The organism is Aquimarina ulvae (genome assembly GCF_053613295.3).
In genome coordinates, this window is record NZ_JBSIBP030000004.1 from 371032 (window position 1) to 388648 (window position 17617).

Below are 17617 nucleotides of genomic sequence, written 5' to 3' on the forward strand. Positions count from 1 at the left end.
TATAATTGTTAATACAGTAAGACTAAAATATTTATAAACAAGAATTAACTTAATGTATTGATGTAGAAAATACAATTCTAAAATTCAACTAGAATGGAAGATCATAGAGAAGAAATACAAAAAACAATAACGGTACTTAAAAAAGGTGGACTTATCCTATACCCAACAGACACCGTTTGGGGAATTGGCTGTGATGCTACCAATGCAGAGGCTGTTGATAAAATATACGCTTTAAAACAAAGAGCAGATAGCAAAGCGATGCTGTGTCTGGTAAGTGATTTTAAAATGCTTCAGCAATACGTAGAGGAGGTACCAGAAGTTGCTTACGATATATTAAAATATGCTAAAAAAGCTACCACGATTATTTATGACAGACCATTGCGAGTAGCAGAAAATCTAATTGCCGAAGACAATACGTTAGGAATTCGAGTAGCTCGTGATCCATTCTGCAGTAAACTGATTCGAAAATTTAAACGACCGATTGTCTCTACTTCTTCTAATATCAGCGGAAAATCTACTCCTCGAAACTTAAAAGAAATAAGCAAAGAGATTTTGGAAGGCGTTGACTATGTTGTAAATTTACCGCTCAAAAATAAAGATGCGAAACCCTCTTCCATCATTAAAATTGGCGGGGATAGCACTGTAAAAATTATCAGGAAGTAAATTGATTCATGTCGGAAGCTAAAAATTACAAAGAAGCCTTACAACACGTTGTTTTTAAAATCATATCCAAAGCTGCAGCAAACCTCCAATTAGACAGCTATGTAATAGGAGGTTTTGTAAGAGATCATATATTACAAAGAGGTACCGCCAAGGATATTGATATTGTAGCTGTTGGTAGTGGGATTGAATTGGCAAAAGAAGTTTCAAAACTATTGCCGGGAAATCCAAAAATTCAAGTATTCAAAACATATGGGACGGCCATGCTAAAGGCTGATGATATCGAAGTAGAATTTGTTGGAGCCAGAAAAGAATCCTATAGCGAAGATAGCAGAAATCCAGTGGTAGAAAATGGCAGCCTGCAGGATGATCAGAACCGAAGAGATTTTACAATTAATGCACTGGCGTTAAATCTTTCTAAGAATGCTTTTGGGGAGATTCTAGACCCTTTTAACGGACTTGAAGACCTTAAATCTAAAATTATTCGTACTCCGCTAGATCCAGATATCACGTATTCTGATGATCCACTTAGGATGATGCGTGCTATTAGATTTGCTACGCAACTTAAATTTAAAATTGAAGAAAAATCGCTAAAAGCAATTACTAAAAATAAAAGCCGCATTAAGATCATCACTAAAGAACGTATTGTAGATGAACTGAATAAAATCTTATTGAGTGAAAAACCATCAATAGGCTTTCTACTGTTAGAAAAAACAGGTTTATTATCGTATATATTACCTGAATTAGTAGCATTAAAAGGAATCGACGAAGTAGAAGGTCAAAAACACAAAGATAACTTTTATCACACCCTAGAGGTTGTCGATAATATTTCAGAAAACACAAATGATGTATGGCTGCGCTGGGCAGCATTATTACACGATATCGGTAAGGCACCTACCAAACGGTTTAGCAAAAAAGTAGGATGGACATTCCATGGTCACGAGTTTGTAGGTTCCAAAATGGTATTTAAGTTATTTAAACGTTTAAAAATGCCATTGAATGACAAGATGAAGTTTGTTCAAAAAATGGTATTAATGAGTTCAAGACCAATCGTTATTGCATCTGATGTCACAGATGCTGCAGTAAGAAGATTAGTTTTTGATGCCGGTGATTATATTGAAGAGTTAATGACACTATGCGAAGCAGATATTACTACCAAAAACCCTAAACGCTTTAAAAAATATCACAATAATTTTAAAATAGTTCGTCAGAAAATGGTAGAAGTAGAAGAACGTGATCATATTCGAAATTTTCAACCACCTGTAAGTGGAGAAGAAATTATGAAAACTTTTAACATTCAACCCTCTCGCGAAATTGGAATTATTAAGGAAGCTATTAAAGAAGCTATTTTAGAAGGAGAAATACCCAATGAACATGAAGCCGCATATCAATTTATGATCCATAAAGGGGAAGAACTGGGCTTAAAGAGTTGTTAAGTAACAAAGACTTTGAAAATTAAATAAATGAAAAAATACTTCAGGCCACTGGTTATCACATCTATAGTATTGATATATTTAATTATTATCGCGGGAGCTATAGTGAGAATGACAGGATCCGGAATGGGGTGCCCTGATTGGCCAAAGTGCTTTGGATACTATATCCCTCCTACAGAAGAAGCTCAAATTCAATGGAAACCCAATCACGAGTATCGGGAAGGTTTTATTGTTATTTTAAATAAAGAATTGAGAATCGCGACTAGAGATTTCACATCTTCAGCAAAATACGACCAAAGTAATTGGAAGTCGTATACCAAACACGATTATGCCGAATTTAATGTATGGCATACCTGGATCGAATATATCAACAGATTGGTTACAGTTCTTTCTGGAATACCAATTTTATTAATGTTTATCTTATCATTTTGGTTCTGGAAAGAAAAACGAACGATTACCATATTAGCAGGTTTTACGATTCTGGCTATGGGCTTTCAGGCCTGGTTGGGTAAAATTGTGGTAGATTCTAATTTGCTTCCGCTAAGAATTACAGTACACATGTTGGTAGCTTTTATTATTCTGGCTATATTACTTTATATCCTATTCTTAACTAGGGATAAAGCAAAACCTGTCATATCTGGAGCCGCATTCAAAAACATAATACTTTTTTCTGTCATTCTTACCTTAATTCAGGTAGCATTAGGAACTCAGGTTCGACAATATATAGATGAGCAGATAAAAATAATGGGGGGGATCGCCAAATCAGTGTGGTTACATCCTCCTACTGTTTCGTTTTATATCCACAGATCCTTTTCTATTGTAGTGGTCTTGATCAATGTTTGGCTTCTATGGTACAATAAAAAAATGCAATTAGGAGTGACGAAACTAAATTGGGTTTTATTTTTAATTGGCTTAGAAGTACTTACAGGTATCCTAATGTACTATTTGGATTTTCCTTTTTTATCACAACCATTACACTTAGTCGTGTCCTCGCTCTTGTTTGGAGTACAATTTTATATTGTATTGGAGGTATTTAAAAATAAAGCTATTGAAGTCTGAAAATTTAAAATAGTCACGAACAAGTTCGTATCTTTGCCAATCCAAATTAATCAAGAATGATTTACCGCTTCAGAATTATCCTGGATACAGAAGAAGATGTTTTTAGAGATATAGAAATCGAACAAGATGCTACCTTAGAGCAATTTCACAACGTTATCAATCAATCGTTTGGCTTTGATGGGATGGAAATGGCTTCTTTTTACACAAGTAATGAGCAATGGAATCAAGGAGAAGAAATTTCTCTTTTCGATATGAGTGATGGTAATCAGCCTGTGAGACTGATGAATGAAACATCGCTGAATGACGTTGTACATGAAGCCTCTCCTCGATTGATTTACATATATGATTTTCTTAGTATGTGGACTTTTTTGGTAGAACTAGCAGAAATTGCCGAATATGAAACCGGAAGAGAATACCCTAATGTAATGTATACACACGGTCAGATACCGGATGATGCTCCCGATAAAGAGTTTAAAGCTGACGATCCAGAGGAAAACGATGATGAAGAAGGTTTTCTGGATCTGGATGATTATGATGAACTAGGGTTTGACGAAAACTGGAATTGATTTCATAGAATCTAAGTTTCTAAAACACAAAAATATAATTATAACTAAAATTAAATCGATTCCGGCCTGCGTCAGGATGACCCACATGTTATGATCAACTTATACAGTACCCAAATAGAATCTCTTTCCATTCACAGAATAGGAAATAAAAGTAGAAACGAAAATATATTTCTTTCGGACACTCCTTATGCATTGAATGACGAATTAACAGCATTGCTAAAAGAATACTTTTTTAAACCATTTAGAGAAAAAGAAGAAAATTATTTTCAGTTTGTAAATGAAGTGGATGTAGAGTTTAATCCACTGTATAAAATTGTAACAGAAATTTTTAACAATCCATCTTCTGCTCACGAAAAATCCAAAAGAATTGCTTCTTTATTGTACGAACAGTCGCAACATCCTCATATTAAAAGTGGTGAAGTTTATATAACATATTTAGATAACCTAACAATCGATAACGAAAAGACTGCTGCTATAGGAATTTTTAAATCAGAATTAAAATATGATTTCCTTCAGTTTGAAGAAAAAGGAACGAATTTAGAATTACTACACCAACAAGGAGTAAATCTTAACAAGCTAGATAAAGGCTGTCTGATTTTTAATCATAAAAAAGAAGAAGGATATAAAATTCTTTCTGTAGATTCTAACCGTTATGATACGAAATACTGGTTAGAACATTTTTTAGGAGTTGAAGCTTTTGAAGATGAGAATTTTTATACTAAAAAGTACATGAAGTTCTGTCAGGACTTTGCCAAAGATGTAGTACTGCCGGCAGAAGATAAAAAAGAACAAGTGATGTTTATGAATCGTGCTGTAAACCACTTTGCTAAAAATGACAACTTCGAAGAATCTGCTTTTCTAAATGAAGTTATCGATAATCCTGATCTAATTCCTGAGTTTAAACACTACAAAACAGAAAAAGCTCCGAAATACCATATAGAGGATCTGACCGAGTTTCCTATTGCCAATACTGCTGTATCTGCTGCCAGAAAAAAGATGAAAAACACTATTAACTTAGATACAAACATTCAGATTAAAATGGATTTTATCAATCCTGAATCTGCAGAAAAATTTGTAGAGAAAGGCTGGGATGAAGAGAAACAGATGTATTATTATCTGGTATATTTCAACAAGGAGCAGAAAGATTAGTAAGTGACTGGTTATCTATTGGTTATGTAAGTGTTTTGAGCTAACGAAAACTCACCCATTCACGTGCTATCCTTCCAATAATCGTTTCATATTAACATTTTCGTAGTTTCTTCGAACAAAATCCAATGCGGTTTTTAATACTTCTCCCATTGATCGGCTTCTCCTAAATTTTAAGTCTAAAGTGAAATTATATAAATGTTCTCTTAATTCCTGAAGATTTTCTTCTGTAGAAATAGTATCCTTACACATACACCTTATCAAGGTCTCATATCGAGCTCTAGAATTTAACATTCGCTTTGCCAATACAGAGCGTTCTTCTTTTTTATATTGCTCTATAGAACTAGATTGTAACTTATGCATAACAATATCAACCATATCAAAATTCTCTTTAAAAAATTGAGGTTGGTATACTTTTAATTTTCCCTCAAAACATTGTTGATCAAAATCTATGGCCCTTATTTTATACTCTACATGATCAAAATCATGAATCGGAATAATCACATAATTATAAGAACGCATGTCTCCTAATAGGCGCATCTGACAGCGTTCGTTAAACTTTACAAATTCTTTAGCTATCTGAGATTTTGCTTGATCACTTAAATCAGGTAGAAAATCCTTAATAAATACATCTCCCGGAATTCCAGCAATATGTTCCTCTATCAATGTATTTTTATAAACTAAAAAATTGATTCTATTGGGTGAGAACATGTGCTCTAACTCCAACCCATAGATTCGAGAAGCATCTGCTTTCTTAATATATATATAGGTGTAATTATCATTCAGAATATTTCTAACTCTAACCCTAAATGGTTTTGAATTTCCAAAGGTACAGTAATCGATCGCATCAATGTTAAGAAATTCTATAGCATCCTCATTACCATCAGAATGTAATATAGTATACACTTTCTTTAAGCTCGACTCTAATTCTGGCCGTTCGTGTTCTTCATAATACACCCGAACCCATAATGTATCTTCATCGTTACTATCATATACAACTATGGAACCAGAAAACCTCAACAAATCATCATAAAATACGGGGATTTTAATTTTACGATTACATCCTTTTAAATAACTATCCAAACCATCATTAATCGGATATGTAGGTTTTTTTTTGGACATTAACTTTTCTTCCATATTCATCAGCTTTTCGGTTGGTAAGTTACAAAACAATGCTGGAAGTTGTATTAGAAGACAACAGCTTATTACCAAGCTTCATTTCTTAAAAATATGATGCTTTTAATATAATATTCTTCACTTTCTGCTCAATATCCTATGTTGATTGTCTGTAGTAGAATACTTTTTTAAACAAACTCCAATCTTCAGGTTTATTATGTAACAAAAATTGAGTCCAGTCGTCTACTATATTATAACCGCCAAAAATAATAACAATTGGAAACCATTCTAACCCTTAAAAATCTTACTAAAAGATTCGGACCCATAACCGCTGTCAGCGATCTTTCCTTTACTATAAAAAAAGGTAATGTATATGGTATTTTAGGCCCCAACGGAAGTGGTAAGTCAACAACGCTTGGTATTGTCCTCAATGTAGTAAATAAAACTACGGGAGATTTTACTTGGTTTGATGGAGCAACTTCTACCCACGAAGCTTTGAAAAAAGTAGGTGCTATTATAGAACGTCCTAATTTTTATCCTTATATGACTGCTGCTCAAAATCTGAAACTTGTTTGTCAGATTAAAGGTGTGTCTACAGAGAAAATTGATGAAAAACTAAAGCTGGTAGGACTTTTAGACAGAAAAGATAGTAAATTCAGAACCTTCTCTCTGGGCATGAAACAACGGTTGGCCATTGCTTCTGCCTTATTAAATGACCCGGAAATTTTAATTCTGGATGAACCCACCAATGGTTTAGATCCACAAGGGATCCATCAAATTAGAGAAATCATCAAAGTTATTGCTTCTCAGGGAACTACCATTCTTCTGGCTTCTCATTTACTAGATGAAGTTGAAAAAGTATGTAGCCATGTCGTGATCATCCGTAAAGGTGTAAAGCTATATTCGGGACCAGTTGATGAGATGAATGCTAGTCACGGTTTCTTTGAATTAAAAAGTAATCAAAATAGTGTACTTAAAAAGTGGTTGTCAGAACAGAGCACTTTTGGTATGATCAAAGAAGAAGAAGGAAAACTAATTGCTTTTTTAAATAGTGAGTTAGATGCAGAAAGTTTAAACAAACATTTGTATGAAGCTGGCATTACACTCACCCATCTGGTAAAACGAAAAGAAAGCCTAGAGGAACAGTTCTTACAATTAACCAACAATTTAAACTAAAGCAATGTTACGATTACTCAATATAGAATTTCAGAAATTACGATATAATAAATCTGCCAAAGTACTTACAATTACATACTTTGTACTAATTCTCCTTATATCACTCATCGCTTCTTACGAATTTAGTTTTGGTGGAGTTAATTTTAGATTAGCAGATCAAGGGATTTTCAATTTCCCGTATATATGGCATGTAAACTCATGGATAGCTGCTTGGCTAAAATTATTTTTGGCTATTGTCATCGTTTCTATGATGGCCAATGAATACTCTAACAGAACATTGAAACAAAATCTTATAGATGGTTTAAGTAAAAAAGAGTTCCTAGCTTCTAAATTTCTTACCGTCATCGTTTTCTCATTAGTATCGACCCTCTTTTTATTTATAGTTTCTTTAATACTTGGTCTTGTTTTTTCTGACTATAACGAGGTTTCTATAATATTTTCTGATTTGGAATTTATTCTAGCGTATTTTATAAAGCTTGTTGGATTCTTTTCGTTCTGTATGTTTCTGGGCATACTCATAAAACGTTCTGCTTTCGCTCTTGGTTTTTTAATTTTTTGGCAACTTATAGAAGGGGCTTTTAGGTTATTTTCTGGATTAATAAAGTGGAAGTTCGACTCAGATGTTATAGATAAAATAATACCATTTTTACCTTTGGACAGTATGGCCAATTTAATTAATGAGCCTGTAAGCAGATTAAATGTTATTCAATCCGCTGCTAATCAATTAGGAGAAAACTTCCAAAGGGATTATGCTGTACACTGGTATGAGATACTGATTGTTTTAATTTGGACCGCAATATTTGTGAGACTTTCATATTATCTTCTTAAAAAGAGAGATTTATGATATCTTTGAGTTTTTGAACTCAACTCATGAAATACACATCAATCCTCATTGTATTCCTATTAGGCTATTCATTATTTGCCCAAGGAGAAGCTAACAATTGGTATTTTGGTCAAAATGCCGGAATAAATTTTAGCACAACACCTCCTACTCCGCTTACAGATGGAAGAATAAATACACTAGAGGGCTGTACTACAATATCGGATGCTACGGGTGCTTTGTTATTCTACACTGACGGAAGAACTGCATGGAATCGAAACGGTCAGGTTATGCCCAATGCGGACTATGATTCAGGGACTGGCCTTTTAGGAGATCCATCAAGTACATCGAGTGCGCTGATTGTACCCCAACCCAATGTTCCTAATAGGTACTTCATCTTTGCAGTAGATGAACCTCATCATGAAAACGCAGCTACATATCCTAATCAAAATACCGGATTTCCTGTCAGCCAAGATGATGGTTTTAATAACGGCTTTACCTATTCTGTTGTAGATATGACTTTAAATGGAGGCTTAGGAGATGTTGTCGTTAGTGAAAAAAATATTCCACTAATCACATACAACACCTCGGATAATACTGAAAGTTCTTACAAATGCTCTGAAAAAATAACAGCTGTAAAAAGTGATGATTGTGATTCCTTTTGGGTTATTACCCATTTTATAGATACTTATTATGCATTTAGTGTAGATCAAACGGGCGTAAATACCACTCCGGTAACTTCTCAAGTTGGTGTTACCGTTCCTGTTTCTGGCTATAGACGAAATGCATTGGGGTACTTAAAGGCATCTCCAGAAGGTGATAAATTGGCTGTAGTGCATTTTGGGTTAACCAATGTAACTGGAGGCGATGGCCCTGGAAAAGTGCTGTTGTATGATTTTGATAATAGTACAGGTATTGTAAGTAATGAAATAGAGTTATATAATGGTGATGCACCTTACGGAATTGAATTCTCCCAAAGTGGTGAACGTTTATATACCACAGTAGGTCTAGGGGTTGGCGGTCAAGGCAATGGTTTTTTAATGCAATTTGACCTTTCATTACCAGATAATCAGATTGCTGCCAGTGGAACAAGGATTATGAATGAAAATGGGGAAGACACTTCAATATTTAGTGCAGGCGCATTGCAACTTGGCCCAGATGGAAAAATTTATAGAGCGTTATTCGACTTTAATTCAAATACGGGGAACTTTCTTGGAGTTATAGAAAACCCAGAGGCGCTAGTAGCAAATATCAATTACAGTGATAGAGCATTGTCCATTAATGTAGACGGAAGAAGAGGCTCCCGGATCGGTTTACCTCCATTCATACAATCTATTTTTGCTCAGACTATTGATATTATTAATAGTGGAGACCCAAATAATGTGAATCTTGTATTATGTGAAGGCGATAGTTATAGGTTAGAATATCAAGATATCCCAACGGCTACCTATATCTGGTACGTAGATGATGTACAGATTACTGACAATTCTTTTTTTCTGGATATTACTACAAACGGAAATTATAGATTAGAAGTAGATCTTAATGACGGTAGTTGCCCTTTGATTGGTGTTGCCAATGTAACTTTTTTTGAAGTGCCTACGGTTCAAAGCACTCCTTTCAATCAAATCATTTGTGATGATAATAATGATGGAAATACAGATCTGGATCTTTCCATATATGATGCGCTAATATTAGGAACACAAAATCCAACTCAATTTCAGGTACGATATTTTAGATCAATTGCGGATGCAAATGCAGCTATCAATGATTTACCTCAAAATTTCACTACTGAAAGCAATCCACAAACTATTGCAGCAAGAATTGAAAACACAGGAAACATCAATTGCTATGATACGACTAGTTTTCAAATAGAAGTTTTTGATAATCCTACTGCTTTTCCAACAACCCCAATAGCCTCATGTGATAATGCGGATGATGGAGATGATACTAATGGTATGATAACCTATGATTTAACATTGGCTAATGCTGATATTTATAACGGTCAGAATATGGCTGATTATTCAATTACATATCATACAACACTTCTGGATGCCCAAAACAATACGAATGCAATTGTGGATCCTACAAATGCAATAGTATCCAATACAATGACCGCAGTGTTTGCAAGACTCGAAAACAACCTAAATACGGATTGCTTTGACACCGTAGAAATTCCTGTAACCATTAATTTACTGCCAGTAGCTAACGATACATCTTTATCCCAGTGTGATGAATTTATGAATACCAATGACGGTATTACTTTGTTCAACCTCGATGAAGCGATAGACCAAATTACAGGAGGAACAACCGATCGTTCGGTTTTATTTTTCGAAAATATGATTTCTGCAGACGCAGGAACCCCTTCGATCTCTAATACTGACGCCTATCAAAATACAGCATCCAATCAACAACTTTTAGTTCGTGTAACGGATGATCTAACAGGCTGTTTTAGAATCTCTAGCCTGGATTTATTGGTAAGTACAACATCTGCTAGCGATGCAGTTTTAGAAGCCTGTGATGATGATGGTATTGAGGATGGTTTTAGAGAGTTTGATCTTGCTCAAGCAGACAATCAGGTTTTATTAGGAATTGTAAGTCCAAACCTTTCTGTTTCTTATTATGAAACTATCGAAAATGCACTTAGCGAAATCAACCCAATTACAGCTTACACGAATACTATCGTTGGCACACAGGGGCAAGATGTGGTATATGCGCGTGTTGAAGACAATTTAAATCAATGTTATGGCATCAACCAGGTAGCACTATTTGTAAATCCATTGCCGGATATAGAGGAACAAGCCGAAGCTTTTTTATGTGAAGGCAGTAGTGTTGTGATCAGCACCGATTTACAATCCGGTAACTCTAATAATTTTGATTATTTGTGGTCGCCTAATGGCGAAACTACAGAGAGTATCACTGTGTTACAAGAAGGGGTTTATACGGTAACAGTAACAAATCAAATAACTGACTGTATTAAAGACCGCACAATTACAGTGATTTCTTCTTCACCAGCAACAATTATACAACCTATAGAGATTATGGACGCTTCAGATAATAATACGGTTACTATTAATGTAACCGGAGCTGGCGATTACGAATATGCCATCGCCTTTAACGGAAGTAATATCAGAACGTACCAAGATAACTCAACATTTACCAATATCCCTCCTGGATTCCATACGGTGTACGTAAGAGATATAAATGGATGTGGTCCAGAAACTACTCAAGATATTTCTGTGGTAGGTTTTCCTAAATATTTTACGCCTAACGGAGATGGTTTTCACGAAACCTGGAATGTAAAAGGAATATCAGCTCAGGTACTTGGTAATTCTACCATTTATATTTTTGACAGGAGCGGTAAATTGTTAAAACAATTAATTCCATCAGGAACCGGTTGGGATGGAACCTATGGAGGAAATCTAATGCCATCCAGTGAATATTGGTTTCGTGTAGAACTAAGTGATGGTAGAATTCGTACAGGAAGCTTTTCTTTAATACGATAAACTTTCCCTAAAAGTTATATCTATTATTAAAAATCATATCAGTATTCAGTATCTTTATTCAGAAAAGATACCGCATACAATGAAGTTCGAACTCAAGTCAGATTTTAAACCTACCGGAGACCAACCTGAAGCTATAAAACAACTTGTTCATGCTATAGAAGCCGGAGAAAAATATCAAACACTTTTAGGGGTTACAGGGTCAGGTAAAACATTTACAGCGGCTAATGTGATTTCGCAGGTGCAACGCCCCACATTAGTATTAGCACATAACAAAACCCTCGCAGCCCAGCTATATTCAGAGTTTAAGCAGTTTTTCCCGGAAAACGCTATAGAATATTTTGTTTCTTATTACGATTATTATCAACCTGAAGCCTATATACCTAATACAGGAACCTATATAGAAAAAGATTTGTCGATTAACGATGAGATTGAAAAATTAAGGTTAAGTGCCACCTCTTCGCTACTTTCGGGACGCAGGGATGTATTAGTCGTAGCTTCCGTGTCCTGTTTATATGGTATAGGAAATCCAGTTGAGTTTCAGAAGAATGTTATCTCCATCCAGCAAGGGCAGTTTGTATCCAGAACCGCGTTACTTCAAAAATTGGTACAAAGTTTGTATTCAAGAACTGAAGCAGAATTCCATCACGGTAACTTTAGAATTAAAGGAGATACAGTTGATATTTATCCTAGTTATGCGGACGATGCCTTTAGGGTTCATTTTTTTGGTGATGAAATCGAAGAAATAGAGGCATTTGATGTTCAAACTAACGAAATTTTAGAAAAATATGATCGTCTAAATATCTATCCCGCTAACATGTTTGTAACTTCTCCTGATGTATTACACGGAGCTATTGATCAAATTGCTTTGGACTTAGGAAAACAAGTCGAATATTTTAAAGAAATAGGGAAATTCCTGGAAGCCAAAAGACTAGAAGAGCGTACTAACTTTGATCTGGAAATGATCAAGGAATTGGGGTATTGTTCGGGAATAGAAAATTATTCGCGATACCTGGATGGGAGAGAACCAGGAACCAGGCCTTTCTGCTTATTAGACTACTTTCCTGATGATTACCTGATGATTGTAGATGAAAGTCACGTAACCATTCCACAAACCCACGCGATGTATGGAGGTGACCGCTCCAGAAAAGAAAATCTGGTAGAATATGGTTTCAGGTTACCCGCAGCAATGGATAACAGGCCATTAAAATTTGAAGAGTTTGAAGCGCTTCAAAACCAGATCATCTATATCAGTGCTACACCAGCAGATTACGAATTACAGAAAAGTGAAGGGACGTATGTGGAACAAATCATTCGTCCAACAGGACTACTGGACCCTATCATAGAGGTGCGACCCAGTCTTAATCAGATCGATGATTTGATTGAAGAAATGCAGAAGCGTATCGAAAAAGATGAGCGTATACTCGTAACGACACTTACCAAACGAATGGCAGAAGAGTTGACCAAATACCTAACCAGAATTGATATCAGATGTAGATATATCCATAGTGATGTAGATACACTGGAGCGCGTGGAGATTATGCAAGATTTACGGAAAGGGCTTTTTGATGTATTGATCGGAGTTAACTTACTTCGTGAAGGACTTGATTTACCTGAGGTATCTCTAGTAGCTATTTTGGACGCTGACAAGGAAGGTTTTTTACGAAATAATAGATCTCTAACACAAACTATTGGTAGAGCTGCAAGAAACGTAAATGGATTGGCCATATTGTATGCAGATAAAGTTACTCGAAGTATGCAAGAGACGATTGATCAAACTGATTATCGTCGCGAAAAACAAATAGCGTATAATACCAAACACGGAATTACCCCTAAGGCCATCAAAAAATCCTTAGATAATGCGTTGGCTGGTAAAAAAGTAGAGCCTTATCAGTTTGAAACGGCTCCGACACTAAAAGCAGCCGAAGAAGAAACAGCTTATTTCACTAAAGATCAGTTAGAAACTCGTATCCGCAACGTACGAAAAGAAATGGAGAAAGCAGCAAAAGAACTTGATTTTATGACTGCTGCCAGATTACGCGATGAAATCAAAATGTTACAGGCTAAAGTACAAGATCAGAAAGTGTAACTCTTATAAAAGACTTAAGACGTATAATCACTTCCAACAGTCACACACCTGGCTTATTGAGGTATTTTCCAGATAAAAAAGAACGCAAAATTAATATATATGATATCCATAGAGAAATTCATAGAAGGCATTCCCAAAGCAGAACTTCATTTACATATAGAAGGAACTTTTGAACCTGAATTGATGTTCGAAATTGCCAAAAGAAATAAAAAAGAGATTCCATATAATTCTATTACAGAAATAAAAAATGCTTATAAATTTAATAACCTTCAGGAATTTCTGGATATTTATTATGCAGGAGCTAATGTACTGATCACAGAACAGGACTTTTATGATCTTACCTGGGCTTATCTTACTAAAGTACACGAACAAAACGTAATACATGTTGAGATATTTTTTGATCCACAAACACATACAGATCGAGGTATCGCTTTTGATACGGTTATCAACGGAATTCATGCTGCCCTAGAAGATGGACAATCGAAACTGGGTATCACCTATAAATTAATTATGTCTTTCTTAAGGCATTTGGATGAAGTTTCGGCCTTTAAAACATTAGAAGAAGCACTACCTTATAGAGACTGGATAAGTGCTGTGGGGCTCGATTCTTCAGAAGTGGGCAATCCCCCATCAAAGTTTGAACGGGTTTTTACAAAATCGATCGAAGAAGGATTTCTAACCGTAGCACATGCTGGTGAAGAAGGTCCTGCGGAATATATTTGGGAAGCTTTAAATTTACTAAAAATTACGCGAATTGACCATGGGAATCGTTGCCTGGATGATCCAAAATTAGTGGTAAGACTCGTTGATTTACAAATACCACTTACCCTATGTCCTTTGTCCAATCTAGAATTAAAAGTAATACAGGATTTAAAAGAGCACCCTATCGTAAAAATGATGGATAAAAATCTGTTGGTCACTGTTAATTCTGATGACCCAGCTTATTTTGGTGGATATATGAACGAAAATTACGTGAAAATTGCTAAGGCTCTTCACCTTTCAAAAAAACAGATCACCACTTTAGTAAAAAACAGTTTTAAAGCAAGTTGGCTATCAGATCGGGAAAAAGAAAACAATATCCTTGAAATTGATCGCTACTTCTTAAACTACTCATAATTTACTTTTGTAAGTATTACTTTTTCTTTAATAAAGTGCATTGACCTATCAGTTATTTAAAGGATTTTTCTCTTATATTTAAATTTTAATTTAATAACCGTAAAATTAAACGTTAATTAGACATTTATAAATGGTTGTAGTTGAATACATAGTAGAAGGATGAATACCAATTCAAATATAACCAATTCGTGGGCAATTAAATAGAAAATGAAATATAGAGAATTAGGTTTTTTATTAACTTTAAGTGTCTTCATAGTTTTATTTAGCCTTGACATAGGCATGTTTTGGGATAATGTACTTTATGGCTCTAAAATAGGTGACCATTTATTTCAAGAGAGCCCATTTAATTGGGAGTCTATTCCACTTTATATTGATAATGGGCATCCTCCTTTTCTTGCAACCTTACTAGCAATTAGTTGGGAATTATTTGGGAAATCATTAGCCACTTCTCATTGGATCATGTTACCATTTATTTTTGGATTATTATCTCAACTATATTATTTTATTTGTTTTTTCATTAAAGGAAAATATTTAAAATTAATAGCCTTCATATTTGTCATTGCTGACCCAACATTATTATCTCAATTTGTATTAGTAGGTCCTGAAATAATTCAATTATTTTTCTTTTTTTTAGCTTTAAATTCAATAATGAGGAATAATACTTATCTAAAAATAATTGGTCTTTCCTTTTTAGGGATTATAACATTTAGGGGGATGATGCTTTGTTCAGGTTTGTTTATTATTGATATATTACTATTTACTTTGATAAAGAAACAAAAACTTAAACATTTTTTTTCAAAAGAAATCATCTTGACATATTTAATCGCATCGATACCTGCTTGTGTGTATATCTTTTGGAGATATCTTACGAAGGGCTGGATAATTTCCCATCCTTTGGAAATATGGGGCAATGCGCTAGAATTCTCCTCAATTAATGATTTTTTGAGAAATTTTGGAAGAAATATTCTCGTATTAGGATATCAATTTACTGATTTTGGAAGAATTGTTTTATTGCTTTTTATACTTATCACATTTTACATTAAAAGGAAAAAAATAAATTGGGCAGAATATAATTATTTATTAATTATTTCTATTTTTTCAACTATCACAATTTATTCAACTAGTTTAATACTTAGAAATACAATGGGACATAGATACTACATAATCTCATATCTTTCTTTTGCGCTATTATCATTTATTCTTATTAAAGAATATAAAATGAAAAAAATTATTTTTTCAGGTATGTTAGGTAGTTTAGTGTTAGGTAACTTTATTGTATATCCTGATTCATTTGCACAAGGGTGGGATTCCTCTTTGGCTCATTTATCATATTGGGGAATTCGTAAAGAAGCTATTCATTATATGGATCAACATAAATTACCTATTATAAAAACGGCATCCTTTTTTCCAAATGATACATCAATCGATCATATTGACCTTAATGGAGACATGCGGACTTTTAAGAATTTTTCAGGTAATGAAATTTATGTGTTTTATTCTAATGTTTACAATTTAAGTGATATGGAATTACAAGAATTAGATAAAAATTATTATCCTTTAAAATCCTTTAAAAAAAATAATGTAAGAATTGAAATAATGAAAAAAAAAGAAGAGTAATAGCAAAGCTACAACCTATCAACATACTAAGGTTCTAAGCCTTGAACTAAAGCTATTTTTGTATTTACAGAAGTTATTGAGGCTACAGGTTTACAAATTCCTCACTACGTCGGTACAAAAAAAGTTGTCACATCGGCTCCGACCTTATTAATACTTTAATTATCATGACATACAGAATATTTAAAATTTCATGGAGGTAGGTACGGTTTTCATCATACTTCTTTTGTCTATTGGTTCAATTCAAGGCATTATTTATAGTTTTACTTTATTTAGATCTACTGAATATAATAAGGTCGCTAATCGAATTTTAGCAACCATTTTAATTCTACTTTCTTACCGTCTTTTAGTACAAATCATGAGATTATTTGGCCTGGGCTATTATGATGGTTGGTATTATATCATGATCGATTTAAGTTGGATTCACGGTGCACTACTATATTTTTACACAAAAGCACAAACACAACCCTCTTTAAAACTTAAGAAGAAAGACTGGTTTCATTTCCTTCCGGTAGTTGTTCAAATTCTTGTTAGTGTCTTTGTAAGACTTCAAAATTTATATTGGGATGGCACAAGAGAAAGCTTGTCGTGGTTGGGATATTATGGTTATGTAGTTTGGATGAACAATGCAACGATTTATATCATCGCAAGCATTCTTATTATTTATTATGCGTATAAATCCCGAAGTATGCTAAATTCCATACAGGAATCGTATAAAATCACCGACATCAAACTGAAATGGATCAAGCAAATAATTAATTCCTTTTTAGTTTATTTCTCTTTGGTTTTATTAGTACTTCTAGTTGACTTAATACTATACAAATCGGTAAATGAAAGCTCGTATTTTTACTTTACTAGGTTTTATTATTATCCATTCTTTATCGGTATGGCAATTTTAACATACTGGATAGGAATAGAAGGTTTTTCCAGAAGAAATGACCCGGAAACCTCAATAAAACAGGTTCCCAGTTCGGATGACTTACAACGTCTTAAGCGCATCGCCAAAACACTAGAAGATACTATGGAAAATAGTAAACTCTATAAAAACCCAGAGCTTTCACTTCATAGTTTAGCAGAAGAAGTAAATAGTAAGCCATACCTCATTTCGCGAACTCTTAGTGAAGTTTTTAACAAGCGCTTTAATGATTATGTAAATGAGTATCGTGTAAAAGAAATTCAGGCATTGCTTAAAGATTCAGATAATTCAAAATATACGTTACTTAGTTTAGCTTTTGAAGCTGGGTTTAATTCAAAGTCTTCCTTTAACCGGGCAATAAAAAAACAACTTGGTATTTCTCCTAACGAATTAAAAAATATATAAG

General features: G+C 34.1%; 13 protein-coding genes. 12 read left to right on the top strand and 1 reads right to left on the bottom strand.

Going from position 1 to position 17617, the window contains the following annotated elements:
- Positions 1–93 precede the first annotated feature (93 nt).
- The 5 genes from ACWGOQ_RS11390 (at position 94) to ACWGOQ_RS11410 (ending at position 4867) form a co-directional block, all read left to right on the top strand.
- Positions 94–663 carry an L-threonylcarbamoyladenylate synthase gene (locus tag ACWGOQ_RS11390; RefSeq protein WP_452058076.1) on the top strand — a complete coding sequence of 190 codons (570 nt, stop codon included), beginning with the start codon at positions 94–96 and terminating at the stop codon, positions 661–663.
- Positions 664–671: 8 nt separating this feature from the next.
- Positions 672–2096 carry a CCA tRNA nucleotidyltransferase gene (locus tag ACWGOQ_RS11395; protein WP_452058075.1) on the top strand — a complete coding sequence of 475 codons (1425 nt, stop codon included), beginning with the start codon at positions 672–674 and terminating at the stop codon, positions 2094–2096.
- Positions 2097–2123: 27 nt separating this feature from the next.
- Complete coding sequence (locus ACWGOQ_RS11400; protein ID WP_452058074.1) at positions 2124–3152, top strand: COX15/CtaA family protein; 1029 nt, start codon at positions 2124–2126, stop codon at positions 3150–3152.
- 56 nt (positions 3153–3208) lie between these two features.
- Entirely contained in the window at positions 3209–3718 is a 510-nt protein-coding gene (locus tag ACWGOQ_RS11405) for an IS1096 element passenger TnpR family protein (protein ID WP_452058073.1), read from the top strand.
- Between the two features lie 90 nt (positions 3719–3808).
- The gene (locus tag ACWGOQ_RS11410) at positions 3809–4867 is read left to right on the top strand and encodes a nucleoid-associated protein (RefSeq protein WP_452058072.1); all 1059 of its coding nucleotides are present in this window, start codon (positions 3809–3811) and stop codon (positions 4865–4867) included.
- Positions 4868–4933: 66 nt separating this feature from the next.
- On the opposite strand, the gene ACWGOQ_RS11415 is transcribed toward ACWGOQ_RS11410, so the two are convergent.
- Complete coding sequence (locus tag ACWGOQ_RS11415) at positions 4934–6001, bottom strand: hypothetical protein (protein ID WP_452058071.1); 1068 nt, start codon at positions 5999–6001, stop codon at positions 4934–4936.
- Positions 6002–6256: 255 nt separating this feature from the next.
- Here ACWGOQ_RS11415 and ACWGOQ_RS11420 point away from each other — a divergent pair, with 255 nt between their 5' ends.
- The 7 genes from ACWGOQ_RS11420 (at position 6257) to ACWGOQ_RS11450 (ending at position 17616) form a co-directional block, all read left to right on the top strand.
- Positions 6257–7156, top strand: a complete 900-nt coding sequence (locus tag ACWGOQ_RS11420) for an ABC transporter ATP-binding protein (protein WP_452058070.1) — start codon at positions 6257–6259, stop codon at positions 7154–7156.
- Positions 7157–7160: 4 nt separating this feature from the next.
- A complete protein-coding gene (locus ACWGOQ_RS11425) occupies positions 7161–8000 on the top strand; it encodes an ABC transporter permease (protein ID WP_452058069.1) in 840 nt (279 codons plus the stop codon).
- 26 nt (positions 8001–8026) lie between these two features.
- Positions 8027–11479 (top strand): T9SS type B sorting domain-containing protein, encoded by a 3453-nt coding sequence (locus ACWGOQ_RS11430; RefSeq protein WP_452058068.1) that lies wholly within the window; start codon positions 8027–8029, stop codon positions 11477–11479.
- Between the two features lie 79 nt (positions 11480–11558).
- A complete protein-coding gene (uvrB, locus tag ACWGOQ_RS11435; RefSeq protein ID WP_452058067.1) occupies positions 11559–13565 on the top strand; it encodes an excinuclease ABC subunit UvrB in 2007 nt (668 codons plus the stop codon).
- A gap of 99 nt (positions 13566–13664) precedes the next feature.
- Positions 13665–14681, top strand: a complete 1017-nt coding sequence (locus tag ACWGOQ_RS11440) for an adenosine deaminase (RefSeq protein ID WP_452058066.1) — start codon at positions 13665–13667, stop codon at positions 14679–14681.
- Between the two features lie 207 nt (positions 14682–14888).
- Positions 14889–16298, top strand: a complete 1410-nt coding sequence (locus tag ACWGOQ_RS11445; RefSeq protein WP_452058065.1) for a hypothetical protein — start codon at positions 14889–14891, stop codon at positions 16296–16298.
- 355 nt (positions 16299–16653) lie between these two features.
- Positions 16654–17616, top strand: a complete 963-nt coding sequence (locus ACWGOQ_RS11450) for a helix-turn-helix domain-containing protein (RefSeq protein ID WP_452058064.1) — start codon at positions 16654–16656, stop codon at positions 17614–17616.
- Position 17617: the final 1 nt, after the last annotated feature.